Annotated in this window: 21 protein-coding genes; 20 read left to right on the forward strand and 1 reads right to left on the reverse strand. The window is 60.6% G+C overall.

All coding sequences use genetic code 11. The features are described from left to right. Positions 1-203: 203 nt before the first annotated feature. Positions 204-1172: a cysteine synthase A gene (gene cysK / locus G5154_RS05245; protein ID WP_215807521.1), complete on the reverse strand. Its 969-nt coding sequence runs from the start codon at positions 1170-1172 to the stop codon at positions 204-206. A gap of 159 nt (positions 1173-1331) precedes the next feature. Between cysK and G5154_RS05250 the strand changes: the two genes are divergently transcribed. From G5154_RS05250 to chbC, 20 genes are all read left to right on the forward strand, one after another. After that, positions 1332-2174 (forward strand): AAA family ATPase, encoded by an 843-nt coding sequence (locus G5154_RS05250; protein ID WP_421250463.1) that lies wholly within the window; start codon positions 1332-1334, stop codon positions 2172-2174. Positions 2175-2177: 3 nt separating this feature from the next. Continuing rightward, a complete protein-coding gene (locus tag G5154_RS05255; protein WP_421250464.1) occupies positions 2178-3341 on the forward strand; it encodes a vWA domain-containing protein in 1164 nt (387 codons plus the stop codon). A gap of 54 nt (positions 3342-3395) precedes the next feature. Then, positions 3396-4517 (forward strand): beta-ketoacyl-ACP synthase III, encoded by a 1122-nt coding sequence (locus tag G5154_RS05260; RefSeq protein WP_421250465.1) that lies wholly within the window; start codon positions 3396-3398, stop codon positions 4515-4517. A gap of 378 nt (positions 4518-4895) precedes the next feature. After that, the gene (locus G5154_RS05265; RefSeq protein WP_421250466.1) at positions 4896-6464 is read left to right on the forward strand and encodes an ExeA family protein; all 1569 of its coding nucleotides are present in this window, start codon (positions 4896-4898) and stop codon (positions 6462-6464) included. Continuing rightward, positions 6464-7150, forward strand: a complete 687-nt coding sequence (gene exeB / locus G5154_RS05270; RefSeq protein ID WP_421211947.1) for a GspB family T2SS assembly factor variant ExeB — start codon at positions 6464-6466, stop codon at positions 7148-7150. The genes G5154_RS05265 and exeB overlap by 1 nt, the downstream gene beginning before the upstream one ends. A 221-nt stretch (positions 7151-7371) precedes the next feature. Further along, a complete protein-coding gene (gene exeC / locus G5154_RS05275; protein ID WP_421263893.1) occupies positions 7372-8211 on the forward strand; it encodes a GspC family type II secretion system variant ExeC in 840 nt (279 codons plus the stop codon). 21 nt (positions 8212-8232) lie between these two features. Beyond that, positions 8233-10275 carry a GspD family T2SS secretin variant ExeD gene (gene exeD / locus G5154_RS05280; protein ID WP_216978321.1) on the forward strand — a complete coding sequence of 681 codons (2043 nt, stop codon included), beginning with the start codon at positions 8233-8235 and terminating at the stop codon, positions 10273-10275. Continuing rightward, the gene (gene gspE / locus G5154_RS05285) at positions 10275-11780 is read left to right on the forward strand and encodes a type II secretion system ATPase GspE (RefSeq protein ID WP_421250467.1); all 1506 of its coding nucleotides are present in this window, start codon (positions 10275-10277) and stop codon (positions 11778-11780) included. Before exeD ends, gspE begins: the two co-directional genes overlap by 1 nt. A gap of 1 nt (position 11781) precedes the next feature. After that, positions 11782-13002, forward strand: a complete 1221-nt coding sequence (gene exeF / locus G5154_RS05290) for a GspF family T2SS innner membrane protein variant ExeF (RefSeq protein ID WP_005347516.1) — start codon at positions 11782-11784, stop codon at positions 13000-13002. Positions 13003-13099: 97 nt separating this feature from the next. Continuing rightward, positions 13100-13531 (forward strand): GspG family T2SS major pseudopilin variant ExeG, encoded by a 432-nt coding sequence (exeG, locus tag G5154_RS05295; RefSeq protein WP_005347518.1) that lies wholly within the window; start codon positions 13100-13102, stop codon positions 13529-13531. A 47-nt stretch (positions 13532-13578) separates the two neighbouring features. Further along, a complete protein-coding gene (locus tag G5154_RS05300) occupies positions 13579-13698 on the forward strand; it encodes a type II secretion system protein (protein ID WP_421211953.1) in 120 nt (39 codons plus the stop codon). Next, complete coding sequence (exeH, locus tag G5154_RS05305) at positions 13695-14261, forward strand: GspH family T2SS minor pseudopilin variant ExeH (protein WP_421211955.1); 567 nt, start codon at positions 13695-13697, stop codon at positions 14259-14261. The genes G5154_RS05300 and exeH overlap by 4 nt, the downstream gene beginning before the upstream one ends. An 82-nt stretch (positions 14262-14343) precedes the next feature. Next, complete coding sequence (gene exeI / locus G5154_RS05310) at positions 14344-14703, forward strand: GspI family T2SS minor pseudopilin variant ExeI (RefSeq protein ID WP_005347523.1); 360 nt, start codon at positions 14344-14346, stop codon at positions 14701-14703. Then, a complete protein-coding gene (gspJ, locus tag G5154_RS05315; RefSeq protein WP_421250468.1) occupies positions 14700-15440 on the forward strand; it encodes a type II secretion system minor pseudopilin GspJ in 741 nt (246 codons plus the stop codon). Before exeI ends, gspJ begins: the two co-directional genes overlap by 4 nt. After that, positions 15430-16428 (forward strand): GspK family T2SS minor pseudopilin variant ExeK, encoded by a 999-nt coding sequence (gene exeK / locus G5154_RS05320; protein WP_421244334.1) that lies wholly within the window; start codon positions 15430-15432, stop codon positions 16426-16428. Before gspJ ends, exeK begins: the two co-directional genes overlap by 11 nt. Before the next feature lie 113 nt (positions 16429-16541). Continuing rightward, complete coding sequence (exeL, locus tag G5154_RS05325) at positions 16542-17726, forward strand: GspL family type II secretion system protein ExeL (protein ID WP_421250469.1); 1185 nt, start codon at positions 16542-16544, stop codon at positions 17724-17726. Then, the gene (exeM, locus tag G5154_RS05330; RefSeq protein ID WP_421250470.1) at positions 17723-18214 is read left to right on the forward strand and encodes a GspM family type II secretion system protein ExeM; all 492 of its coding nucleotides are present in this window, start codon (positions 17723-17725) and stop codon (positions 18212-18214) included. The genes exeL and exeM overlap by 4 nt, the downstream gene beginning before the upstream one ends. Then, positions 18211-18978 carry a GspN family type II secretion system protein ExeN gene (gene exeN, locus G5154_RS05335; RefSeq protein WP_421250471.1) on the forward strand — a complete coding sequence of 256 codons (768 nt, stop codon included), beginning with the start codon at positions 18211-18213 and terminating at the stop codon, positions 18976-18978. The genes exeM and exeN overlap by 4 nt, the downstream gene beginning before the upstream one ends. A 614-nt stretch (positions 18979-19592) precedes the next feature. Then, positions 19593-19910, forward strand: coding sequence for a PTS sugar transporter subunit IIB (locus tag G5154_RS05340; RefSeq protein WP_421231585.1), 318 nt, complete (start codon positions 19593-19595; stop codon positions 19908-19910). Positions 19911-19924: 14 nt separating this feature from the next. Beyond that, the gene (gene chbC, locus G5154_RS05345) at positions 19925-21286 is read left to right on the forward strand and encodes a PTS N,N'-diacetylchitobiose transporter subunit IIC (RefSeq protein WP_160881214.1); all 1362 of its coding nucleotides are present in this window, start codon (positions 19925-19927) and stop codon (positions 21284-21286) included. Positions 21287-21336: the final 50 nt, after the last annotated feature.

Consider the following 21336-nt stretch of genomic DNA (forward strand, 5'->3'; position numbering starts at 1 on the left):
CTTTGTGATACCCAGCCAGCAAACACCGCGTGACGCCGCACAGGATATGAGATTTATCACAGAATGTCTGCTTTTTTTCTCACTCCCAAGCTTGTTATTTTACCCCAAAAAATAAGGACCAAGTGACACTATCAGGGGTTGAGTCTAGCCCATAAAGAAGCGGCGCTCTTGGGAGCGCCGCTGTTTTGAAAGATTCCGATCAGTTACTGCTGCAGTTCCTGCTCGCTGAACACCCCGGCAAACAGGGCGCTGGAGAGGTAACGCTCCGCGGCGCTCGGTAGGATAACGACTATCGTTTTTCCTTCAAACTCCGGCTGCTCGGCCAGACGGCTGGCTGCCACCACAGCAGCACCGGAGCTGATACCGGCCAGGATCCCCTCCTCCTCCATCAGGCGGCGAGCCATCTCGATAGCTTCGTCACTGGTCACCTGCTCGACCCGGTCAATCAGGGAGAGGTCGAGGTTGCCCGGGATAAAGCCGGCGCCGATACCCTGGATCTTGTGGGGGCCCGGTTTGATCTCTTCACCGGCCAACTTCTGGCTGATGACCGGCGACTCGGCAGGTTCGACCGCAACAGAGACCACCGCCTTGCCCTGGGTCTTCTTCAGGTAGCGGGAGACACCGGTAATGGTGCCGCCGGTACCGACCCCGGCCACGAACACATCCACCTCACCGTCAGTGGCATCCCAAATCTCGGGGCCAGTGGTCTTTTCGTGGATCTCCGGGTTGGCCGGGTTTTCAAACTGTTGCAACAGCACGTATTTGCCCGGCTCGGACTCGAGGATCTCGTTGGCCTTGGCAATGGCCCCTTTCATTCCAAGCGGTCCTTCGGTCAGCACCAAATTGGCACCGAGCGCCTTGAGCAGCTTGCGGCGCTCCAGACTCATGGTTGCCGGCATGGTCAGGGTAATGGGATAGCCGCGAGCAGCCGCAACAAATGCCAGAGCAATACCCGTGTTGCCGCTGGTGGGCTCGATGATCTCCTTACCCTTGGTCAGGATGCCACGCTTCTCGGCATCCCAGATCAGGTTGGCGCCGATCCGGCACTTGACGCTGAAGCTGGGGTTGCGGCTCTCGATCTTGGCCAGCACGCGGCCTTTGGTAACACGGTTGAGACGAACCAGCGGGGTGTGACCGATAGTCTGGCTGTTGTCCTCAAAAATTTTGCTCATGGTGCTATCCCTGTGTTTGTTACGACGATGAAACAAGATTACCCTGTGGTTTCTGAATGAGAAGTGACTATTCGTTATAACCATATGGTATTACAACATATAGATCTTATTCTCTCTGGCCCCTGACTCCGGGAGCCAATCGTCAAAGGAACCGACGTTATGGGATTTTCAGGAAGCAGCCAGTATCTCGCCTCCGATGCATTGAAGATGGCGGTCAATGCCGCCATCACCCTCGAAAAACCGCTGCTGATCAAAGGGGAGCCAGGCACCGGCAAAACGGTGCTGGCAGAAGCGGTCGCCAATCATCTTGGCACCGATCTCATTGCCTGGCATATCAAGTCCACCACCAAGGCCCAGCAGGGACTCTACGAATATGATGCGGTGGCCCGGCTGCGCGACTCACAGCTCGGCGATCCCAGAGTGGCCGATATCAGCCACTACATTCGTCAAGGCAAGCTGTGGCAGGCTTTTAGCGCCGAGCAGCGACCTGTGCTGCTGATCGACGAGATCGACAAGGCCGACATCGAATTCCCCAACGATCTGCTGCTGGAGCTGGATCGGATGGAGTTCGACGTCTACGAGACCGGCGAGCGAGTCAAGGCGCGCCAGCGGCCGGTGGTCATCATCACCTCCAACAACGAAAAAGAGCTGCCGGATGCCTTCCTGCGCCGCTGTTTCTTCCACTACATCCGCTTCCCCGACAAGGCCGAGATGCAGGCCATCGTCAAACTCCACTACCCCGACCTCAAGGAGAGCCTGCTTGGCGAGGCAATGGATCTCTTCTTCGAGCTGCGCGAGGTAGAGGGGCTGCGCAAGAAACCCTCCACCTCGGAGCTGCTGGACTGGATCCGCCTGCTCTTGGCCGACGATATCGCCCCCGAGGCGATGCGTGCCCGCGAGCCCGGCAAGCTGGTGCCCGCGCTATATGGCGCCCTGCTCAAGACCGAGCAGGATCTGCATCTCTTCGAGAAGCTCGCCTTTCTGGCCCGGCGCGGCAGCTGACCCATGCTGATCGACTTTTTTACCCACCTGCGCCGCCACAAACTCCCGTGCAGCCTGCGTGAGCTGCTGGACTTGCACGCCGCACTGGCTGCCCGGCTGGTCGCTGTCGATATGGACGAGTTCTACCAGCTCTCCCGCTGCCTGCTGGTAAAAGACGAGGCCCACTACGATCGCTTCGATCGCGCCTTCGCCGAATACTATGAGGGGCTGGAAGCGATTCCCCTGCTGCCGGAGAGCCTGCCCGAGGAGTGGCTGCGCAAGGAGTTCGAACGGCTGTTGAGCCCAGAGGAGAAGGCGCTGCTCAAATCCCTTGGCGGACTCGACAAGCTGATTGAAACCCTTAACCAGCGATTACGCGAGCAGAAAGAGCGCCACGCCGGCGGCAACAAGTGGGTGGGGACTGGTGGCAGCAGCCCGTTTGGCCACGGCGGTTTTCACCCCGAGGGGGTGCGCATGGGTGGAGAGGGGCAGCACGGCAAGGCGGCCAAGGTGTGGGAGGCCAGACATTATCGCAACTTCAGCGACGACTCACCGCTTGGCCAGCGCGCCATTCAGCTCGCGCTGCGCAAACTCAGACGCTGGGTGCGCAAAGGCAATCCCGACGAGCTGGATCTCGACGACACCATAAAAAGTTCTGCCCGCCAGGGCTGGCTCGATGTGAAACTGCGGCCCGAGCGCCACAACGGGGTGAAGCTGTTGGTTTTCTTCGATGTGGGAGGCTCCATGGATGCCCACGTGGCCGAGGTGCAGCGCCTCTTCTCCGCCCTGCGCCACGAGTTCAAGCATCTGGAGTACTTCTATTTTCACAACTGCCTCTACGACTTCGTCTGGAAGGATAACGAGCGCCGCTTTGAGGAGCGGTTCGATACCCTGCGGCTACTGCGCACCTACGGCAGCGACTACCGGGTGATCCTGGTGGGGGATGCCACCATGGGCCCCTACGAGATCACCTGGCCAGGCGGCAGTGTCGAGCAGTGGAACGAAGAGTCGGGTCAGGTGTGGCTTACCCGCTTGCAGCAGCACTTTCCCAAACTGGTGTGGATCAACCCCACCCCGCGCCGGGAGTGGCTCTGGCATCCCTCCATCAAGCTGATGAATGACGTGGTTGGCGGGCGAATGCATCCGCTGACCCTGGCGGGTCTCGCTGCGGCGATCGACCAGCTGTAACCCTCTCTACCCTATAAACCGACAAGCCGGGAACGCACCCGGCGAGGAGCAAAGATGACCTCTATCGTGATCAGTGGCTCAGGCCTCTATACCCCACCCTTTGCCGTCAGCAATGAAGAGCTGGTGGCTGCCTTCAACCAGTATGTGGATCTCTACAACGAGGAGAACGCCTCTGCCATCGACGCCGGCCAGCTCCCCGCCAAGCAGCACTCCAGCTGCGAGTTCATCGAGAAGGCCTCCGGCATCAAGAGCCGTTATCTGGTGAGCCGCGAGGGGGTGCTCAACCCCGATATCATGCAGCCGCTGCTGGCGGAGCGGCCCGATGAGATGCCCTCCATCATGGTGGAGATGGCGGTGGCCGCCGCCGAGCAGGCGCTGATCGCCGCCGGTCGCGAGCCCGGCGAGATCGATCTGGTGATCGTCGCCGCCTCCAACATGCCGCGCCCCTACCCAGCGCTGGCCATCGAGCTGCAGCACTATCTGGGGGCGAGCGGCATGGCCTTTGATATGAACGTGGCCTGCTCGTCTGCCACCTTCGGCATCAAGACAGCCGCCGACATGCTGGCGGCAGGCACAGCCAACGTGGCGTTGGTGGTCAATCCGGAGATCTGCTCGGGGCACCTCAATTTTCGCGATCGCGATAGCCACTTTATCTTCGGTGATGCCTGCACCGCGGTGCTGCTGGAGCGGGAGGCCGATTGCAAGGTGGCCAATCCGTGGCAACTGGTGGCCAGCAAGCTGGTGACCCAGTACTCCAACAACATCCGCAACAACTTCGGCTTTCTGAACCGGCTGAGCCCGCGCACCCGCTACAGCGACGACAAGCTGTTCCGCCAGCAGGGGCGCAAGGTGTTCAAGGAGGTGTTACCGCTGGTGTGCGACCAGATAGCCAACCAGCTCGATGAGCAGGGCTGGCCCGCCGAGAGCCTGAACCGGCTCTGGCTCCATCAGGCCAACCTCACCATGAACCAGTTCATCGGTCGCAAGCTGCTCGGTCACGATGCCAGCCAGCAGGAGGCGCCGATCATTCTCGACAGCTACGGCAACACCAGCTCGGCAGGCTCCATCATTGCGTTTCACCTTCACAACGGTGACCTTCCTGCCGGGGCCCGCGGCGTCCTCTGCTCGTTTGGTGCCGGTTACTCCATCGGCAGTCTGCTGCTACAACGACAGTAACAGAGTGCGCGGGGAAAATGGCCCGCGCCCTGCACTCTGGTTGGGGCTTGGTACTGTTTCGCCACTAGCCCCTCTCCCGGCCCCCCTTGCGAGAGGAGAAGATGGGCATAAGAGAGTGGTCAGACCATAACTATTGACCCGAAAACGCCAGAACACAGTGACAACGGATACCGACAAGCCATTGATGAAAAACTTATTTTTCAGATTCGTTGCAATTTTTGAGTACCATGGTGCAACGGGCCGCTATCTGGATCACAAGATGACAGGAAAAGGCGGCAATTTGTCATCCTTTGCCAATGATGGCTTCCAATGAATTCGAGGTTTGCTATCATCCGGAGACATTTCTAATCTGTCGCCGGCTACAAAAGAATCCCCCTCATGTACACACAGTTCTTCGGCCTATCTGAACCGCCCTTCTCTATCTCGCCCAATCCCAAATACCTCTATATGAGTGAGCGCCACGGCGAAGCCCTTGCTCACCTCAACTACGGATTGCAGGATGGCGGCGGCTTTGTGCTGCTGACCGGCGAAGTGGGCACTGGCAAAACCACCGTCTCCCGCTGCCTGTTGCAGCAGTTGCCAGCAGAGACCGAGATCGCCTACATCCTCAACCCCTCCCTGACCGAACGGGATCTGCTGGCCGCCATCTGTGACGAGTTTCAACTCCCCTACCCCGCCGAGGCTGGGATCAAGCAACTGTTCGACCTGATCCGCGACCACCTGCTGGCCAACCTGACCGCAGGCAAGCGCAGCGTGGTACTGGTGGATGAGGCCCAACATCTGTTGCCCGGGGTATTGGAGCAGTTGCGTCTGCTGACCAACCTGGAAACCGACGAGAAAAAACTGCTGCAAATCGTGCTGATCGGCCAACCCGAACTGCAACAGATGCTGCGCCTGCCCCTGTTGCGCCAACTGGCCCAGCGCATCACCGCCCGCTACCACCTGCTGCCCCTCTCCGCCACCGATGTGGATGCCTACGTCCGCTTCCGGCTGCAAGTAGCCAGTTGTGTGCAGCCCATTTTTACCCCCAGAGCGATCCAGACGCTGCATCGGCTCTCCGGCGGCATTCCGCGCCTGATCAACCTCATCTGCGATCGCGCCCTGCTCGCAGCCTTCGCCCGTGGCAGCTACAAGATTGTCCACAGCGATATCAGCCAGGCCGCCTTCGAGGTCAATGGCGTTCGGGACGAAGGGAGCTGGGCCTCCGGTCTGATGGTGACGCTGGCGGGCGCCCTGCTGGTGGCCGCAGGCTGGTGGAGCTGGCAATTTTTCGGCGTGTTCCCCACCCGTCCGGTAGTCAAGGTCGAGGTACCAGTCACCATCGACGAAACCGCCGAGCAGCAGGAGCAGCTGACCGAGGCGATCAATCAGGCCATCGACCCCGACAGCGCCATGCAGAATCTCTATCGGGTCTGGGGTTATGAACCGGAACCGTTCGAGGCAACATGTGACAACGCGCCCCGTGCCGGTCTGCGCTGTCAGGAGGGAGAGGCAAGCCTCGACGAGCTGCGCGCCCTGCAGTATCCCGCCATGATCACGCTCACTGACCAGAATGGCGGTCTCTATTACGCCACCCTGGTCAATCTGGGGCCAAGCAAGGCCAGCCTGATGATCGGCAACCAGAGCTGGCAAGTGGATCGCCAGTGGCTCACCGACAACTGGGGTGGCAGCTATACCCTGCTCTGGCGCATGCCGAAAGGGGGCGTCAGCCTGATCGCCAGCAATGCCGGACAGACCCAGATCCAGTGGCTCGACAACGCCCTGAGCCGAGCATTGCAACAACCCGAACGCAAGGTGCGCCGTTTCGATGGCGAGCTCAAGACCAAACTGCAGCAGTTCCAGCGGGATCAGGGGCTCACCCCTGATGGCATCGCCGGCAGCAACACCCTGCTGCGGCTCAACGCTCTCTCCGGCGAACCCATGCCAAGACTGGAGGAGGCCTCCTGATGTCTACCCTGCTCAATGCTCTGCGCCGTGCCCAGCAGCCTTCGCAACAGAGCCATATTCCCGCCATGGGGCTAGCAGTAGCCCGCGAAGAGACGCAACCCGCGCGCCGTATCGGCTGGCTGCTGGCCCCCCTTGCCCTGCTACTGGGGGCGGGTGCCAACTATGGCTGGCATCTAATCCACCTGCGTCCCATCGAGGAGAAGGTGGAGGTAAAAGAGGTGATTGCCTCCCCCTTCGTGCGGGTTGAGCCCAAGGCGATGGTGACCCGTCCGCTGCCCCCGCCCCTGCCGGAACCTGTGGTGCAGCAGCCCAGGGTTGCTGCGGCTGCCAGCAATCCGGCAACCAGTCGACCGACCTTGGCCGAACAGCTGATGCGCGCCCTCAACGAAACACCGCTGCAACAGGAATCGGGTACAGTTCCCCAAGGCGTGCAGCCGGCCCAGCTGATGTCGCTGAATGCCGCTCCGCTTTCGGTTCGCCAGCAAGTGCCCGCATTCAGCTATGGCTCCCATGTGTTCTCATCCAATCCGGCCAAGCGGGCCGTGGTGCTCAATGGCCGGGAATATCGGGAAGGAAGCGAAATCGCCCCCGGAGTCCTGCTCGCCACCATAGACCAGCAGTACATTGTGCTGCAGGTCGGAGGCCAGAGCGTAACCCTCAAGGCGTTGCAGGATTGGCGAGGGTGAGTACGCACCTGTCCCTGATGATCGCTGGCCAGCAGGATGCGCCTCACCTGAGTGACACTTTTATGAGCATTCAAAGGGTTACGGTGTGATGAAATATCCATTTTTACAGTTTGGTGTGCCCGGACCCGTTGTGTCACAGCACGCAGCCGTACACAATACGCAGCCGCCCCAGAACCTGGAATTTGTTGATTAATATGACGCTACGATTCAGGGATGACATCTTGACCCTGCTGCTGGCCCGGTGCCGGCAGCTTCCTTTGACTCGCGTCACTGGAGTGTTCTTTCTGGCGCTGCTGTTGATGCTGGCACAACAGAGCGCAGCACTCACCTGGCGCTTGCTCACCCTGGCAAACCCGCAATCCAGCCAGCCGTGGCAACCTTCCACCGTAGCGGTCAGCGGCCAGAGCAGCCCGCGCCTTGAGCTGGATGAGGTAAGCCGACTGGCGCTGTTTGGCAAGGCGATCCCCAAGGCGCAGGCCAAAGCCGCAGTGGCCGCCAATGCGCCGCGTACCCAGCTCAATGCCCAACTCAACGGGGTGCTGGCCAGCTCAAATCCATCCAAATCCATCGCTATCATCGCCATGTCCGGCATCCAGAACTCATATGGTATTGGCGACATGATTGACGGCACCCAGGCGCGGATCCGGCAGGTCTATCCGGATCGGGTGATCATCGAGCGGGATGGCCGCGACGAGACCCTGATGCTGGATGGCGAGGAGTATGGCAAGCCGCTGCCGCAAACCAACTCTGCTCCTCTTGGCTCCCTGCGCAGCGAGCTGATGGCCGACCCGGGCAAGATCACCGATTACCTCAATATTTCACCGGTTCAAGTGGATGGCCGCATGACCGGCTATCGCCTCAACCCGGGCCCCCATCCGGAATTTTTCAACCAGAGCGGGCTGCAGGCCAATGACCTGGCCATCAGCATCAACGGGCTGGATTTACGGGACAACATGCAAGCCATGCAGGCGATGCAGCAGCTGGCTGGCGCAACGGAAATGACAGTGACCGTCGAGCGACAGGGCGAACAGTTCGATGTCTATGTGCGCTTGTCAGAATAATGATTTGGAGTCGTACCAATAATGACAACTAAAGGGAAAGGCTGGCGTCTGGCCACTATCGCAGCGGCACTGATGATGGCGGGCTCAGCCTGGGCCACCGAATACTCTGCCAGTTTCAAGAACACCGACATTGAAGAGTTCATCAATACGGTGGGCAAGAACCTCAATAAAACCATCATCATAGAGCCCTCGGTGCGCGGCAAGATCAACGTGCGCAGCTACGACCTGCTCAACGAGGAGCAGTACTACCAGTTCTTTCTGAGCGTACTCGACGTCTACGGCTTTGCCGTGGTGCCGATGGATAACGGCGTGCTCAAGATACTGCGCTCACGGGATGCCAAGACCTCCGCCATTCCGGTGGTGGATGGCAGCAACCCGGGCATGGGCGACGAGATGGTGACCCGGGTCGTGCCGGTGCGCAACGTCTCGGTGCGTGAACTGGCTCCCCTGCTGCGCCAGCTCAACGATAACGCCGGTGGTGGCAATGTGGTGCACTACGAGCCCTCAAACGTGCTGCTCATCACCGGCCGCGCTGCCGTGGTCAATCGTCTGGTGGAAGTGGTCAACCGGGTCGACCGTGCTGGCGATCAGGATGTGGACATCATCAAGCTCAAGTTTGCCTCGGCGGGCGAGATGGTTCGCTTGGTGACCAACCTCAACAAGGATGGCAATCCGCAAGGAGGCACCGCCTCCCTGCTGCTCTCCCCCAAGGTGGTGGCTGACGAGCGCACCAACTCGGTGGTAGTGAGTGGAGAGCCGAAAGCGCGCGCCCGCATCATCCAGATGGTACGCCAGCTCGACCGTGACCTGCAGAGTCAGGGCAATACTCGGGTCTTCTATCTCAAATATGGCAAGGCCAAGGACATGGTCGATGTGCTCAAGGGGGTCAGCTCCAGCATCGAGGCCGACAAGAAAGGGGGTGGCAGCGCAGCCGCTACCAGTGGCGGCAGTATCGGCGGCGGCAAGCTGGCCATCTCGGCCGACGAGACTACCAATGCTCTGGTCATCACCGCCCAACCAGACGTGATGGCCGAGCTCGAACAGGTCATCGCCAAGCTCGACATCCGCCGCGCCCAGGTGCTGGTAGAGGCGATCATCGTCGAAATGCAGGATGCCGATGGCCTCAACCTCGGCGTCCAGTGGGGCAATGCCAATGGCGGCGGTACCCAGTTCACGAACACAGGGCTCCCCATCACTGGTGCCATCGCCGCGGGCAAGGATTACCAGAATGGCAAGACCGATGGTGCTGCCAAGTTGCTAGAGAGCTTTAACGGGATGGCTGCCGGTTTCTATCACGGCGACTGGGCCATGCTGGCGACGGCGCTGGCCTCCAATACCAAGAACGATATTCTCTCCACCCCGAGTATCGTCACCATGGATAACAAGGAGGCCTCCTTCAACGTCGGTCAGGAGGTTCCGGTCCAGAGCGGCTCACAGACCTCCACTACCAGTGATCAGGTGTTCAGCACTATCGAGCGCAAGACAGTGGGCACCAAGCTGACGGTCACGCCGCAGATCAATGAAGGGGATTCGGTGCTGCTCAACATCGAGCAGGAAGTCTCGAGCGTGGGTAAACAGGCAACAGGAACAGACGGTCTGGGACCCACCTTCGATACCCGTACCGTCAAGAACTCCGTGCTGGTAAAGAGTGGCGAAACCGTGGTGCTGGGCGGCCTGATGGATGAGCAGACCAAGGAGGAGATCTCCAAGGTACCACTACTCGGCGATATCCCGGTACTGGGCTATTTGTTCCGTTCTACCGCCAACAGTACCTCCAAGCGCAACCTGATGGTCTTTATCCGGCCCACCATCTTGCGCGATGCGGACGTCTACTCCGGCATCTCCAGTAACAAGTACAGTCTGTTCCGCGCAGAGCAGCTCAATGCGGCCTCGCAGGAGGGCTACCTCACCTCCCCCGCCCGTCAGGTATTGCCCGCCTACGGTCAGGATGTGATGGTATCACCCGAGCTGCAAAAAGAGATTCAGAAGCAGATCAACGAGATGCAGAACAGACAGCAGAGCGCCGTCGAAACCACCACCCCCTTTGTGCAGAGCCGTCCCTGATGAGTGCCTACCATCTTGACGGCGGCGAGTTGCCGCCCCCGCTGCCGGAGCTGCCCTTTGCCTTTGCCCGCAATTTCGGGGTGATCCTGATTGAGCGGGAAGGGGCACCTGTGTTGCAGTGCCGCCCCGGCGTCACCCCGCAAGCCCTGCTGGAAGTACGGCGGGTAGCGGGTTGCAGCTTCGCGGTGGAGCAGCTCGACAACGAGTCCTTCGAAGAGCTGCTGATGGCCCACTATCAGCGCGACTCCTCCGAGGCACGTCAGCTGATGGAAGATCTCGGCAACGAGATGGACTTCTTCGCGCTGGCCGAAGAGCTGCCCCAGAGCGAAGACCTGCTGGACGCAGATGACGACGCCCCCATCATTCGCCTCATCAACGCTATGCTGAGCGAGGCGATCAAGGAGGAGGCCTCAGATATCCATATCGAGACCTTCGAGCGGGCACTGGTGATCCGGTTTCGCATCGATGGGGTGCTGCGGGAGATCCTGCGCCCCCATCGCAAGCTGGCCTCGCTCCTGGTCTCGCGGATCAAGGTCATGTCGCGGATGGATATCGCCGAGAAGCGGGTGCCGCAGGATGGCCGTATCTCGCTGCGTATCGGCGGCCGCGCCGTCGATGTGCGGGTCTCCACCATGCCGTCCAGTTACGGCGAGCGGGTGGTATTGCGTCTCTTGGACAAGAACAACGTGCGCCTCGAGCTCAAGCAGCTGGGGATGACCGCGGCCAACCGCACCATCATCAGCGAGCTTATTCGCAAGCCCCACGGCATTATTCTGGTCACCGGCCCGACCGGTTCCGGTAAATCCACCACCCTCTATGCGGCGCTGTCTGAAATCAACTCGCGGGATCGCAACATCCTGACCGTCGAAGATCCCATCGAATATGACCTCGAAGGGGTGGGCCAGACCCAGGTCAACACCAAGGTGGACATGACCTTCGCCCGCGGCCTGCGCGCCATCCTGCGTCAGGATCCGGATGTGGTGATGGTGGGGGAAATTCGTGACCTCGAGACCGCCCAGATCGCGGTACAGGCCTCCCTCACCGGTCACCTGGTGATGTCGACCCTGCACACCAATACCGCCATCGGCGCCATCACCCGGATGCGGGACATGGGGATCGAGCCCTTCCTGCTCTCCTCCTCCCTGCTGGCGGTGCTGGCCCAGCGGCTGGTGCGCACCCTCTGCCCCGATTGCCGCGCCCCGCGCCCGGCCACCGAGCAGGAGCGTCTCGCCATGGGCATCAAGCTGGAGCCGGATCAGCCTATCTGGCATCCGGTGGGCTGCGAACAGTGCAACCACACCGGCTATCGCGGTCGCACCGGCATCCACGAACTGGTGGTGGTTGACGAGGCGGTGCGTGAAGCCATTCACGGTGCCAGCGGCGAGATGACCATTGAACGGCTGATCCGCGGCCACACCCCCAGCATCCGCCGCGATGGCATCGACAAGGTGCTCAAGGGGCAGACCAGCCTCGAAGAGGTACTGCGCGTGACCCGGGAAGATTGAGATGGCGGCATTCGAATACAAGGCCCTCGATAACAAGGGGCGTAGCAAGAGCGGCGTGATGGAGGGCGACTCGGCCCGTCAGGTACGCCAGCTGCTGCGCGAGCAGGGGCTCACCCCGCTCGAGGTCAACGAGACCACCGAGAAGGCGAAACGGGAGGCAACCCGCTTCGCCCTGTTCCGTCGCGGTGCCAGCACTGCCGAGCTGGCCCTGATCACTCGCCAGCTGGCCACCCTGGTCGGTGCCGGTCTCACCATCGAAGAGGCGCTCAAGGCGGTGGCCGAGCAGTGCGAAAAGGCCCACTTGCGCTCTCTGGTGGCGACCGTGCGCAGCAAGGTAGTGGAAGGTTATTCGCTGGCCGACTCGCTGGGGGCCTTTCCCCATGTGTTCGACCAGCTGTTTCGCTCCATGGTGGCGGCCGGTGAAAAGTCGGGCCATCTGGAAAAAGTGCTCAACCGCCTCGCTGACTACACCGAGCAGCGCCAGCATATGCGCACCAAGCTGCTGCAGGCGATGATCTACCCCATCGTATTGACCTGCGTCGCCATCGGGGTTATCTCGATCCTGCTCACCGCCGTGGTGCCCAAGGTGGTTGCCCAGTTTGAACACATGGGTCAGCAGCTGCCGGGCACCACCCGTTTTCTCATCGGCACCAGCGAACTGATGCAGGCATACGGCCTCTGGTTCCTGCTGCTGATCTTCCTCGGCAGCTTTGTCTGGCGCTGGTGGCTCACCGACGAGAAGCGCCGCCGGCGCTGGCATCAGGTGCTGCTCGGCCTGCCGGTGATTGGCCGGGTCAGCCGCGGTCTCAACACCGCCCGTTTCGCCCGCACTTTAAGCATTCTCAACGCCAGTGCGGTGCCGCTGCTGGAGGGGATGAAGATCGCCGGTGAAGTGCTCTCCAACGACTTTGCCAGAATGCGCATTCTCGAGGCCGCCGAACGGGTGCGCGAAGGGACCAGTCTGCGCAAGTCGCTGACCGAGACCAAAATTTTCCCGCCCATGATGCTGCACATGATCGCCTCCGGCGAGCAGAGCGGCGAGCTCGACAGCATGCTGGAGCGGGCGGCAGACAACCAGGATCGGGAGTTTGAATCCCAGGTCAATATCGCCCTCGGGGTATTCGAACCCATGCTGGTGGTCTCCATGGCCGGGGTAGTGCTGTTTATCGTGATGTCGATCCTGCAGCCGATCCTCGAGCTCAACAATATGGTGAATATGTAAGTTTCCGGTGTTCGGTGATGCCGCTGGCGGCCCGTCGAACCCACCCAGTGATCACTCTCTGATGGGTCATCCCATCTCATTCGTTACGGAGCAACTCATGAACAAACGTCGTCAATCCGGTTTTACCCTGCTGGAAGTCATGGTGGTCATCGTGATCCTCGGTATTCTGGCCAGCCTGGTGGTGCCCAACCTGATGGGCAACAAGGAGAAGGCTGACCAGCAGAAAGCGGTCTCCGATATCGTGGCGCTGGAAAACGCCCTCGACATGTACAAGCTGGACAACAACCGCTACCCGACCACCGAACAGGGTCTGGAGGCACTGGTGACCAAGCCCTCCATCGATCCGGCACCGCGTAGCTACCGCGATGGCGGCTACATCAAGCGCCTGCCGCAAGATCCCTGGGGCAACCCCTACCAGCTGCTGAGCCCGGGCCAGTTCGGCAAGATCGATATCTTCTCCATGGGTCTGGATGGCGAAGCCGGTACCGATGACGACATCGGCAACTGGAACCTGAAGGATTTCCAATAAGTGATGTGCCGCCACCCCATGCAGTCCGCCTTGCTGGAGCAGCCTGAATGAGGGCTGCACCATCTGCCCGTTGTCAATCCGGCTTTACCCTGCTGGAGGTGCTGCTCGTTGCCATGTTGATGGGTCGGCTTGAGGCTACCGCTATGCAGTTGAGGCTGGTGCCATGAAACATACTCGCCAAGCTGGCTTTACTCTGCTGGAAGTGTTGCTGGTTGCCATGCTGATGGGGCTGGTGGCCACCGCCGTCACCCTCAGCATGGGGGGCGCAAAAGGTGACAGGGAAATCGACAAGCAGGCGCGCCGCCTGATGGCGACCCTGCAACTGGCGCAGGAGTATGCGGTGATGGATGGTCGACTGGTGGGCATTCGCATCGAGGATAACGGCTGGCAGTTTATGCAGCGTCAGGCCAGGGATCGCAAGTGGCTGGCCCTGGCCGGCGACAAACAGCTGGGCCCGGTACAACTGCCCGACGAGATGACCCTGACGCTCGAACTGGAGGGATTTGGCTGGCAGCCGGATCCCGATGAAGAGCGAGAAAAGAAACGGGATGCGAAGGAGCGTACCCCGCAGCTCCTTATCTTCCCCGGTGGTGAACTGACCCCCTTTACCCTTACCTTCAGCCAGCAGGGTGACGATGCGCGTTACACCCGCCTTGTCAGGGGTGACGAGTTTGGACGTCTCACCCTGTTCACCGGCGATGAGGATGAAAAAGGGAACAACCCATCATGAACGCCTGCAGGATGATGTTGTTTGATAAATCTGTGATGGTGGCGCCACCGCTGTGCCAACTACGCCCTCTACAGGTGACACGATGAATGCGCGCGGCATGACGTTACTCGAAGTGATGGTAGCGCTGGCGGTCTTTGCCATTGCCGGTCTCGCGGTCATGAAGACCGCCAGCGAGCACCTCTCGGCCCTCAACTATCTGGAGCAGAAAACCCTGGCCACCTGGGTGGTGGAGAACCAGCTGGTGCAACAGAAGCTCGAGAACAAGTGGCCCGGCAACAGCTGGGTAGAGGGGGAGGAGCAGATGGCGGGCAGTACCTGGTACTGGCGCTATCGTGGCGTCGCGACCAGCGACAGCAACTTCAAGGCACTGGACATGGAAGTGCGCACCGAAGCCAGGGCAGAGAACCCGGTCGCCATGATGCGGACCTATATCAGCCGATGACTCAGCTCTTCACCCGTACACCTCGCCCCATCCGCCAGGCCGGTTTCACCCTGCTCGAAATGCTGGTGGCCATCGCCATCTTCGCCACCCTCAGCATGGGCGCCTATCAGGTGCTGCAGGGAGTGCTCACCAGTGACGAAGTGGCCAAGCGCAAGGAGGCCCGCCTCAACGAATTGCAGCTCGCCTTCACCCTGCTGGAGCGGGATGTCACCCAGATGGTGCCGCGCAGCGGCCGCATCGAGGGGGAGAACAACAAGGTGCTGCTGGCGGCCTCCCGGTTCGGCCAGCAGAGCGATGACTGGGGTATGGCCTTTATGCGCAGCGGCTGGCTCAACCCCGATGGCATGCTGCCCCGCTCCCATCTGCAGCGGGTCGGCTGGCGGCTCAAGGGGCAGACGCTGGAGCGCCTCAGCTACCTCTATCCGGATCCGGTGATCGGCACCGAGCCACGTATCCAGCCGATTCTGACAGGGGTCACCGCCTTTCGCCTCTACTTCTACGACAAGGGCAACTGGAAGGAGGAGTGGACCCAACGCAGCGTGCTCCCCTACGGGCTGGCAGTGGAGCTGGATCTGGAAGATTACGGCACCATTCGTCGTCAGTTTCTGATTGGTGCCGGTGGCCAGCGCGCCGAAGAGAACAGCCAGAGCAGCAACCCCGCTCAAGGGAGCGGCAACGGCAATACCCATGGCGGCAATGGTGACAGCCAGAATGGAGGGGGCGCCAATGGGGGCTAATCTCCCGGGCCGCCAGCGCGGCATGGCACTGCTGGTGGTGCTGCTGATCCTCTCGGTGATGGTAATCATCGCCAGCAATATGAGCGGCCGCCTGCAGCTCGAGCTGCGCCGCACCGCCAACATCACCACAGGTAAACAGGCATGGTGGTATGCCCTCTCGGCTGAGGCGCTGGTGAGCAAGGTACTGGCCCAGGATTTCAAAGACAGCCCAGAGGTGGTGCACCTGGGTCAGAACTGGGCCCGCAAGGATGCCATCTTTCCGGTGGATGATGGCCAGCTCAAGGGCGAGGTGACCGACCTGCAATCCTGCTTCAACCTCAACAGCCTGAGCGTGGCATCGAAGGCGGGGAGCGACGAGGATCTGGCGCAGCAGCCCTATCCGGTGCAAGTGTTTCGCACACTGCTCAAGGAGCTGGCGATGGATGATTACGAGGCAGCCCAGCTCACTGACGCCATCCGCGACTGGACGGACAAGGATACGGTGCTGGTCTCCAGCCTAGGGGCCGAGGATGCCTACTACGAGGGACTCAAGCCTCCCTACCTCACCGCCAACCAGTGGATGCTGGGCAAGGATGAGCTGCGGGCGGTGCGCGGGGTGACGGCCAGGGTCTACGCAAAACTGGCCCCCTACGTCTGCGCCCTGCCAAACGACAAGCTGAAGATCAATATCAACACCCTGCTGCCCGAACACCCCGAGCTGCTGGCAGCCCTCTATCTGGGCAAGATTGGCAGCGATGACGCCAAGCGGGTACTGACCGAGCGGCCGAAGAAGGGGTGGAAAGAGAGCAAGCTGATGACGGATCAGCTGCCCGTACCTCTTGAAACCGTCAAGGGGCTCAAGGAGGCGCTGGTGGTCAAGAGCGACTTTTTCGAGGCCCACGTGGTCGCCGAGGTCGGTGACAACCGCGCCTGGCTGGAGAGCACCTTCCAGCGGGGCAAGGACAACAAGCTGGTCATGCTGCGCCGCCTCAATAGCGGCGCCGAATAAACAACGCTGGCGGGAGCGACTCCCGTCAGGGAAAACATTGGATGCAGCCTGCGGGCTGCGCACCGGTTGCGTGGGCCTGGCCCACACGAACCGGTATCGCAGGAGAGAGAGGCGTGAGCGAGAGTCTGGTCATCCGTCTGGGGACCACTAAACAACAACCGGTCGCCTGGCTGGTCTGGTCGAGTCAGGAGCAGGAGATCATCGCCTCCGGCGAGCTCCCTTCGGCCGATGCGCTGAGCGAACTGCAGGAGCGTGCTGGCGGCCGCCCCGTGGTCACCCTGGTGCCGGGCAGCGATCTGATATTCCGTCGGGTCACCCTGCCAGGACGATACAACCGTCAATCGGCGGCAGCCCTCCCCTATCTGCTGGAGGAGCAGATCGCCTCCGATGTGGATGAGCTGCATCTGGTGGTACTGGCTCACGACGGCCCGCAGGTAGATCTGATGGCGGTGGATCGGCAGAAGATGGCCCAGTGGCTCGGCTGGCTAGAGACGGCAGGACTCAAGGGCCTGCAGCTGTTGCCAGACGTGCTGGCACTGCCGCAGACCACTGATGGCTGGTCTGCGCTGCAACTCGGCAACGAGTGGCTGTTACGCCAGGGCCCCTGTCAGGGGATCGTCGCCGACGAACCGCTGCTCGCCATCTTGCTGGCCGCAGAAGCTGAACCCGTCACAATTTATAGCCACACGCCGGCGCCCGCCATTGCGGCGGCCAACTGGCAGCCGGCCGAACCCGAACTGCCCATGCTGCTGCTAGCCAAAGGGGCCCTCACCTGCCGCGCCAACCTGCTGACCGGCCCCTACCGCCCCCAGACCGAATATGCCCGCTACTGGCTGCAGTGGCGCAAGGTAGTCATTACCGCCGCCCTGTTGCTGCTGGTGGCGCTGGGCCAGCGCGGGGTACAGCTCTATCAGCTCACCGAGCAGGACAAGGCGCTGAAAGCGGAGATCCGCGCCGTCTATACCCGCATCTTCCCGGGAGAGAGCCGCATCGTTAACGTGCGCAGCCAGATGACCCAGCACCTGAAACAGATAGGACAGGCCCCGCAAAACGGCGTGCTGCTGATGCTCACCGAACTGGCCCCCACCTTTGCCGAAGTGCCCGGCGTCAAGCCACAGGTGATGCGTTTTGACGCCAGCCGTCGCGAACTGCGGCTGCAGGTGACCGCCCCCGGTTTTGCCGAGATCGAGCGGTTCCGCGAGCTGGCGGGCAAGCAATTCGAGGTACAGCAAGGCGAGGTGCGCAGCACCGAGGGCAAGGTTGAAGGGGCGCTGGTGCTCAAGGGTAAATCATCATGATGGAAAAATTGCAGAGCTGGTGGCACGGCATCACAGCACGGGAACAGCGGCTGGTGGTCGCAGGCGGCGTTCTGCTGCTGGTCGGCCTCTTCTACTGGAGTGTCTGGCATCCTCTCAACAACCGCATCGCCGAGCGCGAACGCCAGGTGCAAAACCAGCAGCAGACCCTCGCCTGGCTCAAGGAAAAAGGTGAAGTGGTGTTGGCCATGCAAGGGAGTACGGGGAGTCAGATCGACACCAGCGGCACCCTGGAGGGGGTGGTCAACCGCACTGCCTTCAACCATAAGATCAAGATTGCCCGGCTGCAACCCCAGGGGCAGGAGCTGCAGGTGTGGATCGACACGGTCCAGTTTGATGACCTGCTGCTCTGGATCTCCACCCTGGTGGAGCAGCACGGCATTCAGGTTCAAATCATCGAGATCGCCCGCGAGGATCTGGCCCCGGGTCTGGTCAAGGTCAGACGTTTGCAGTTGAGTCGTCCACAATGAAAAAACGCATCCTGATTGCTAGCCTGTTTCTGGCCACCTATCTGGTCTTCCTGCTCGCCACCCTGCCCGCAGCACTGGTAGCGCGCTATCTGCCGCTGCCTGCCAACATTGCCAACCGGCTGAAACTGGAAGGGGTGAGCGGCACCCTCTGGAGTGGCCAGATTGCCCGACTGCAATATGCCAGCGAATCGGTGAACCAGTTGCGTTGGGATCTCAACGGCTGGTCGCTGCTGCGCTTCGCTCCCGAAGTGACCATTCGCTTTGGCGATCGCAACGGACTCAACGGTCAGGGCGTTGTCGGCTGGAATGGCGCCACCTTCGGCCGCGACCTGACCCTCAATGCCCCCGCCCCCTGGTTGCTGAGCCGGGTGCCGATGCGACTGCCGCTCCCGCTCACTGTCACCGGTCAGCTGCAGCTCAAAGTGGAGCAGTTTGCCCAGGGTAACCCCTGGTGTGACAACCTCTACGGTAACCTCGACTGGTACAACGCCAGCGCCGATACCCCGGCCGGCAAGCTGGATCTGGCCGACCCCGAGCTGAAACTCACCTGCCTCGACTCCAGACTGGTAGCCGAACTCAAGCAGGGCTCCGATGCGGTGCAGACCATGGGTCGCCTCGAGCTGCAACCCAATGGCCAATACCTGTTTCAGGGCACCCTGAAGCCGGGCCCCGAATTGCCGCCGCAGATGCAGCAAGGGCTCCCCTTCCTCGGTCAGCCCGACAGTCAGGGCCGCTTCCCCCTGCGCTACCAGGGGCGGATCTAATTCACCATCCCACCAACCCCGGAGCCACGCCGGGGTTGTTTTTTCCTCTTTGTACCTCTCCGCTCACTGAACTGCCCCCCTCAGCCCTTACTCATTCTGCTCTTACGTACCGTCACGTCCCCTGCCCCCCTCTCCTTCAACCCGATCAGCGCAGCAACAACCAGCCTCACCGGTCAATCCATTTGCCGCCAATGGTCAATGAGCGAACACCGAGCTGAAAAAGAGGCAACTCGCCCCAGCAAAATTGAATATCAATCAGGTTGCATTAATTGATAAATGTGAGCTGTCACCCGTTATTGATCTTTTCCAGCCAGATCACAGCCGCCCACCAGAGCATAAAAATAACCAACTGAAAAATAACAACTAAAAAAGAAAAACATCCTCTTTACGCCCCATTTCATCTCATTTCCTTTGTGCCCACCCATCAGAAGTGTGAGCAACGGCAAAACGATAGGTCAACCAAAGACAATTGATATAAGTATCGAAATACCAGGTGCAAAGCAGAGGTCGATACAATTAGGTCAACTGGAGATGATTTATTTGTCTTGCTAGCGCGACAGGCATGCATCTCGACTGATCTGTCCATTTGATTTTCAAGCGTTGAGGGAAGGGTTATGGAAAAGAAGCGTATCTACCTGTTTTGCTCTGCGGGCATGTCCACATCACTGCTGGTCTCAAAGATGAGGGCCCAAGCGGAAAAATATGATGTGCCGGTGCTGATCGATGCCTACCCGGAGACTCTGGCTGGCGAGAAGGGACAGGATGCCGACCTGGTGCTGCTGGGGCCACAAATCGCATACATGCTGCCGGAGATCCAGCAACAGCTGCCGGGCAAACCGGTCGAGGTGATTGACACCCTGCTCTACGGCAAGGTCGACGGGCTGGGCGTGCTGAAAGCCGCCGTCGCCTCCATCAAGAAGAGCCTAGCATAGGTAAGGAGATCCCTGTGAGCAACATCATCGCATCGTTGGAGAAGGTCATACTGCCCATTGCCGTCAAGCTGGGCAAACAGCCTCATGTCAACGCCATCAAGAACGGCTTTATCAAGATGATGCCCCTGACACTGGTCGGGGCCATGTTCGTACTGATCAACAACGTGTTCCTGAGCTTTGGCGAAGGCTCCTTCTTCTACTCTATCGGTGTGCGGCTCGATCCTGCCACCATCGCCACCCTGGATGGCCTCAAAAGCATCGGTGGCAACGTCTATAACGGCACTCTGGGGATCATGTCCCTGATGGCCCCCTTCTTTATCGGTCTGGCGCTGGCCGAAGAGCGCAAGAGCGATCCCCTGGCATCGGGCCTGCTCTCGGTAGCGGCCTTTATGACCGTCACGCCGTTCAGCGTGGGCGACGCCTATGCGGTGGGCGCCAACTGGCTGGGCGGAGCCAACATCATTTCCGGCATGCTGATCGGTATCGTCGTGGCCGAGATGTTCGCCTTTATCGTCCGTCGCAACTGGGTGATCACCCTGCCTGACAGCGTGCCGGCCTCGGTCTCCCGCTCGTTCTCCGCGCTCATTCCGGGCTTTATCATCCTATCCATCATGGGGGTCATCTCCTATCTGCTGAGCGATGCGGGCACCAACTTCCACCAGCTGATCATGGACAGCATCGCCAAGCCGCTGTCCAATATGAGCGGTCTGGTCGGCTGGGTCTATGTGGTGTTCTCCTCCTTCCTCTGGTTCTTCGGGGTACACGGCATGCTGGCGCTCACCGCGCTGGAATCCGGCATTCTGTTCCCCTTCGCCCTGGAAAACGTCGCCCTCTACAACCAGTACGGCTCGGTTGAAGCGGCGCTGGAGGCAGGCAAACAGTTCCACTTCTGGGCCAAACCGATCACCGACTCCTTCGTCTTCCTCGGCGGCACCGGTGCCACCCTTGGCCTTATCCTGGCCATCTTTATGGTCTCCCGTCGCGATGACTACCGTCAGGTGGCCAAGCTGGGCCTGCCCTCCGGCCTGTTCCAGATCAACGAGCCCATCCTGTTCGGCTTGCCGGTCATCATGAACCCCATCCTGCTGGTGCCCTTCATTCTGGTGCACCCGGTACTGATGGGGATCACCATGGCGGCCTACTACGCCGGGATCATCCCGCCCATCACCAACATTGCGCCCTGGACCATGCCAACCGGCCTGGGTGCCTTCTTCAACACCAACGGCAGCGTGGCCGCCTTCTGTCTGGCGATATTCAACCTGGGGGTCGCGACCATGATGTATATCCCCTTCGTGTTGATTGCCAACAAGGCGCAGAACGTCATCGATGAAGAAGAGGAGAGCGAAGAGGATATCGCTCTGGCTCTGAAGTTCTGATAACCGCCATTCCAATGACAGCAAGGGAGGAGCAAAACTCCTCCCCTAAC

The organism is Aeromonas sp. 600527 (assembly GCF_049175415.1).
In the GTDB taxonomy this organism is placed as follows: domain Bacteria; phylum Pseudomonadota; class Gammaproteobacteria; order Enterobacterales; family Aeromonadaceae; genus Aeromonas; species Aeromonas veronii_A.

Coding starts and splice junctions, on each gene's coding strand:
- G5154_RS05340 (WP_421231585.1), top strand. CDS start 19,593: ATGGAAAAGAAGCGTATCTACCTGTTTTGCTCTGCGGGCATGTCCACA.
- exeD (WP_216978321.1), top strand. CDS start 8,233: ATGACAACTAAAGGGAAAGGCTGGCGTCTGGCCACTATCGCAGCGGCA.
- cysK (WP_215807521.1), bottom strand. CDS start 1,172: ATGAGCAAAATTTTTGAGGACAACAGCCAGACTATCGGTCACACCCCG.
- exeM (WP_421250470.1), top strand. CDS start 17,723: ATGATGGAAAAATTGCAGAGCTGGTGGCACGGCATCACAGCACGGGAA.
- exeN (WP_421250471.1), top strand. CDS start 18,211: ATGAAAAAACGCATCCTGATTGCTAGCCTGTTTCTGGCCACCTATCTG.
- gspJ (WP_421250468.1), top strand. CDS start 14,700: ATGACTCAGCTCTTCACCCGTACACCTCGCCCCATCCGCCAGGCCGGT.
- G5154_RS05260 (WP_421250465.1), top strand. CDS start 3,396: ATGACCTCTATCGTGATCAGTGGCTCAGGCCTCTATACCCCACCCTTT.
- exeK (WP_421244334.1), top strand. CDS start 15,430: ATGGGGGCTAATCTCCCGGGCCGCCAGCGCGGCATGGCACTGCTGGTG.
- exeI (WP_005347523.1), top strand. CDS start 14,344: ATGAATGCGCGCGGCATGACGTTACTCGAAGTGATGGTAGCGCTGGCG.
- G5154_RS05255 (WP_421250464.1), top strand. CDS start 2,178: ATGCTGATCGACTTTTTTACCCACCTGCGCCGCCACAAACTCCCGTGC.
- G5154_RS05250 (WP_421250463.1), top strand. CDS start 1,332: ATGGGATTTTCAGGAAGCAGCCAGTATCTCGCCTCCGATGCATTGAAG.
- gspE (WP_421250467.1), top strand. CDS start 10,275: ATGAGTGCCTACCATCTTGACGGCGGCGAGTTGCCGCCCCCGCTGCCG.
- exeG (WP_005347518.1), top strand. CDS start 13,100: ATGAACAAACGTCGTCAATCCGGTTTTACCCTGCTGGAAGTCATGGTG.
- G5154_RS05300 (WP_421211953.1), top strand. CDS start 13,579: ATGAGGGCTGCACCATCTGCCCGTTGTCAATCCGGCTTTACCCTGCTG.
- exeB (WP_421211947.1), top strand. CDS start 6,464: ATGTCTACCCTGCTCAATGCTCTGCGCCGTGCCCAGCAGCCTTCGCAA.
- exeF (WP_005347516.1), top strand. CDS start 11,782: ATGGCGGCATTCGAATACAAGGCCCTCGATAACAAGGGGCGTAGCAAG.
- exeH (WP_421211955.1), top strand. CDS start 13,695: ATGAAACATACTCGCCAAGCTGGCTTTACTCTGCTGGAAGTGTTGCTG.
- G5154_RS05265 (WP_421250466.1), top strand. CDS start 4,896: ATGTACACACAGTTCTTCGGCCTATCTGAACCGCCCTTCTCTATCTCG.